The sequence below is a fragment of the Nocardia neocaledoniensis genome (genome assembly GCF_003182135.1).
Lineage (GTDB): Bacteria > Actinomycetota > Actinomycetes > Mycobacteriales > Mycobacteriaceae > Nocardia > Nocardia neocaledoniensis.
The window spans coordinates 1-4,101 of record NZ_QGTL01000026.1; the positions used below are offsets into that span (position 1 = coordinate 1).

A 4,101-nucleotide genomic window follows, 5' to 3' on the forward strand; every position below is an offset into this window, starting at 1 on the left:
TCCGAGCCGCCCAAACGTCGCGGCGTCCCGCGCTGGGTGATCATCGGCGGCATCGGCCTCGCCGTGATCGCCATCTTGATGGTGGTGATGATGCTGGCCGGCGGCGGCGAAGGACACGGCCCCGGCCGACACGGCGGGTCGGGCAACCCGCCCGCCGGCGTCAGCCACACCTCCCCGCCACCCGGAGCTCACACCACCGTGCCCGGCGCGTCATCCGGCGCAGTCGCCCCGCCCGCCGGCCACGTCCCGCCCTCGGGCGCACACGGCTGACCACAGCGCAGAGAACAGGACCAGACGATGAAGAACGCCATCCGCGTCGATGACGTGGTCAAGACGTACCCGGTCGCGGCGGGCGAGTTCGTCGCCGTCGACCACGTGAGCCTCGACATCCCCGAAGGCGACTTCGTGGCGATCGTCGGCCGCTCCGGCAGCGGCAAGACGACCCTGCTCAACATGCTCGCCGGAATCGACCGGCCCACCTCCGGTTCGATCCGCGCGGCGGGCGCGGATCTGGGTTCGCTGTCGGAATCCGGACTCGCCGCCTGGCGTGGCGCGAACGTGGGACTTGTCTTCCAGTTCTTCCAGCTACTGCCCACCCTGACCGTGATCGAAAATGTGCTGCTCGCAATGGATTTCGTGAAGAAGATCCCCGTCGCCGAACGCACCGATCGCGCGCGCAGCCTGCTCGACCGGGTCGGCATCGAAGCCCAAGCCGATAAGCTTCCCTCGACGCTGTCCGGTGGCCAGCAGCAGCGTGCCGCCATCGCCCGCGCGCTGGCCAACGATCCCCCGCTCATCCTGGCCGACGAGCCGACCGGCAACCTCGATTCCCAGACCGCCGACGCGGTCTTGTCGTTGTTCACCGAGCTCAACGACGAAGGCAGGACCATCGTCGTCGTCACCCACGAGCGCGACATCCAGGCGATCACCAAGACCCAGATCACCTTGCGCGACGGTCGCATCGTCTCCACCGATTCCGTGACCGGAGTGCGGCCATGAGCAATCTGATGGCCGTGAAAGTTCGCCGCGACCTGCGGGCGAACTGGTCTCGGCTGGCGTTGATGGTGGTCGCGATCACCGTCAGCCTCATGGTGTTCGGCGGCGTGCTGTGCGGTTGGGCGACTACGGGCCGCGAAACCAGCGGCGCCTACATGAGTACCGATCCGGCCTCGGCGACGATCCTGCTCGATGAAGGCGTCAAGGCCGACGCGATGGCAGCGCTGGTGAGCCGGGCCCGGTCCGAACCCGGCGTCACCGAAGCGGTCGGCCGTACCCAGTTCGACAGCGAGTTCAGGATCAACGACGAATACCGCGACCTGCCCATCCAGGTCTTCGTCGCCGCGCCGGACGATCCGATGCGGATGGCGAAGTTCTTTCCCCAGCAGGGTTCGTGGCCGCCCGCGGCCGATGAGATCTACCTCGGCAAAGACGCGCTCGGCATCATGAACGCCGCGATCGGCGACACGGTGAGCGTCGTCTGGCCGACCGGCGAGCACCGCGACGACGGCAGCGAAGCCTCCGGCGGCACCACGGTGAAGCTGCGGGCCACCGACACGGTCTACGACCCGAGCTTGTCACCGTCACCGCAGGAACAGCGCGGACGCGGATACGTCTCGGCGGCGGCCCTGACCGGCACCGCGGTGCTCTTCGATCAGGTGAAGATCGTCGTCGCCGAGCCCGGCCAGAGCGAGCCGAGCCGCAGCCGCGAGGCCATCACCGCCGTGGCCAGCCGATTGTCGATCGCGTTGCAGCGCGACTACGGGGTGACCGTGCGCGAGGTGCAGGTACCCCCGCCGTACGCGCACCCGCATCAGTGGCAGGCCGATTCCCTGCTGCTGTCGCTGCTCGCCGGCGGTGCCGCGGCACTGCTGCTGAGCACGATTCTCGTGGCCTCGATGCTGAACAACCTGTTCACCCAGCAGATTCCGCAGATCGGCATCATGAAGGCCATCGGCGCCAGATCGGGCCGGATCGGGCGCGCCTATCTGGTGATGGTGCTCATCGTCGCCGCCGCGGCGACCGTGCTGGCACTGCCGGTGTCGGTGTGGATCGGCAAGCTGCTGGTCAGCAGTCTGCTCAGCATGCTCGGGATCGAAGCGGCGAGTATGGCCGCGCCGATCTGGACCTACGCGGTGATCATCGCCGTGGGCCTGGGCCTGCCGCTGCTGATCGCGCTGGTGCCGTTGCTGCGGGCGAGCCGGATCACCGTGCGGGCCGCCATCGACCACCACGGCGGCACTGCTCGACCGAGCCGCGCGACCGGTCTGCTCGCCGGGCTGGGTCGTATTCGCGGTCTGGACCGGGGGCTGATCATGGCGCTGCGCAACACGCTGCGTCGTCCGGCACGTTTCGCCCTGTCGGTCGGCCTGTTGGCCGCGGCGGGTGTGGTGTTCGTGGCGGGCATGTCGTTGAGTTCCGGCGTCGACGCGGTCACCGAACAATCCAAGTCCGAACGTATCTGGGACGTGGAAATCCAACTGAGCGAGCCGACCTCGATGGATCGGGTGCGTGGCCTGCTGGCGCCGGTCGCCGACGTCACCACCCTCGAGGGCATGGCCAACGCCAAGACCGGCGTCGCCGGGGCTGATGGTGTACCGCTGACCCGCACCTATCCCGACCAGGGCCACGGCAGCGTCTCGGTGCGCGCCGCACCGGCCGATGCCACCCTGCTCACCCTGCCGACGAAGATCATCGACGGGCGCTGGCTCAACCCAGGTGAAACCGGGGCCATCGTGCTCAATCAGATCACCCGTAACAACACCCTGCCCGGGGTAGGAGCCGGTGACACCGTCCAGCTGTCGGTGGGCGGCAAATACACCAGCTGGCAGGTGGTGGGCATCGCCGAGGAAACCGGCCACGGCAGCGGTGTCTACACCACCGCCGAAGGATTCGCCGCCGCCATGGGAACTCCCCAACAGGTCAACGTGCTGCGCATCGCGACCACCGACCACAGCGAACAGACCAGAGACGCGGTGGCGATGGCCGCCGGGACCGCGTTGACCAACGGCGGCATCGTCGTCGAGAAGTCCGAATCGGTCAGCCGGGCCAACGCGGCCAGCGCGGGCCATATGGGGCCGCTGGTGACCGTGATCATGGCGATCGCGATCGCGATGGGTGTGGTCGGGGCGATCGGATTGGCGTCGACGATGAGCGCCAACATCATCGACCGGATCCGTGAGTTCGGCGTCATGCACGCCATTGGCGCGCAACCGAGCACGGTCCGCCGGATCGTGGTGACCGAAGGGATCTTCCTGGCCCTGGCCAGTTGCGTGGTCGCCGCGCTTCCCGCCCTCGGACTCACCGCGCTGCTCGGCAACGGATTGGGCACGCTGTTCTTCTCGGCACCGTTGCCGTTCCGGATCTCGGTACCCGCGGTGGTCATCTGGATCGTGCTCGCCGTCCTCGGCGCGGCCCTGGCGACCGAAGCAGCAGCGAGCCGGGCCTCGCGGATCACCGTGCGCGAAGCACTCGCCTACCTGTAGAACCGACGCCGCCTGGTTGCCGACTACCCGCCGGACTGCACCCGCAGACCGGACAGGGTGACGGTGACCAGGCGGCGTACCGCTGCCTTGGAACGCAAGCTGCTGGCCGCCGACAACGCCGACAGGCTGAACCGGGCGAGTTCGTCGGCCGGCACATCGGAGCGCACCATCCCGGCCTCGGCGCCCTCCACCAGCAGCGCCCGCACCAACTCGTGCAGGTGTGCCTGAGCGTGTCCGACGTGGCTACCTTGGTGCAGTACCGCGACCAGCTCACCGCTGTGGTGCTCGTGATCGATCATGGCGTAGGTGCTGAGTACCTTCTCCAGCCGCTGCTCGACACTGCCGCCACGCTCGACGATCTCGGCGAGTTGCCGCAGGTGGCCACCGACGCGGCGCTCGTGCCAGGCTCGCATGATCGATTCCACGTCGGGGAAGTACTTGTACAGCGTGGCCCGCCCGATCCCCGCCTCCTCCGCGATCTGGGTCATGGTCACCGACGCGAGACCGTGCTCGGCGACCAGCCCGGCGGTCGTGTCCAGCAAGGCGTCCCGCACGGCTTGACGATGCGCGGTGATGGTGTCGTTCCAGAGCTTGGGCACGATCGCAGTATTCCACGGGC

The 4,101-nt window shown here is 68.3% G+C and carries 3 protein-coding genes and 1 pseudogene; 3 read left to right on the forward strand and 1 reads right to left on the reverse strand.

All coding sequences use genetic code 11. The annotated features are described in order from the left end of the window. The 3 genes and pseudogenes from DFR69_RS33750 to DFR69_RS33760 form a co-directional block, all read left to right on the forward strand. A pseudogene (locus tag DFR69_RS33750) lies at positions 1-270 on the forward strand (hypothetical protein); the annotation flags it as partial. Between the two features lie 27 nt (positions 271-297). Then, entirely contained in the window at positions 298-999 is a 702-nt protein-coding gene (locus tag DFR69_RS33755; RefSeq protein WP_110041758.1) for an ABC transporter ATP-binding protein, read from the forward strand. Beyond that, positions 996-3,482 carry an ABC transporter permease gene (locus DFR69_RS33760; protein ID WP_110041759.1) on the forward strand — a complete coding sequence of 829 codons (2,487 nt, stop codon included), beginning with the start codon at positions 996-998 and terminating at the stop codon, positions 3,480-3,482. The genes DFR69_RS33755 and DFR69_RS33760 overlap by 4 nt, the downstream gene beginning before the upstream one ends. A 23-nt stretch (positions 3,483-3,505) precedes the next feature. On the opposite strand, the gene DFR69_RS33765 is transcribed toward DFR69_RS33760, so the two are convergent. Continuing rightward, on the reverse strand, positions 3,506-4,101 hold a 596-nt coding region (locus DFR69_RS33765), incomplete at its 5' end, for a TetR/AcrR family transcriptional regulator (protein ID WP_341867809.1).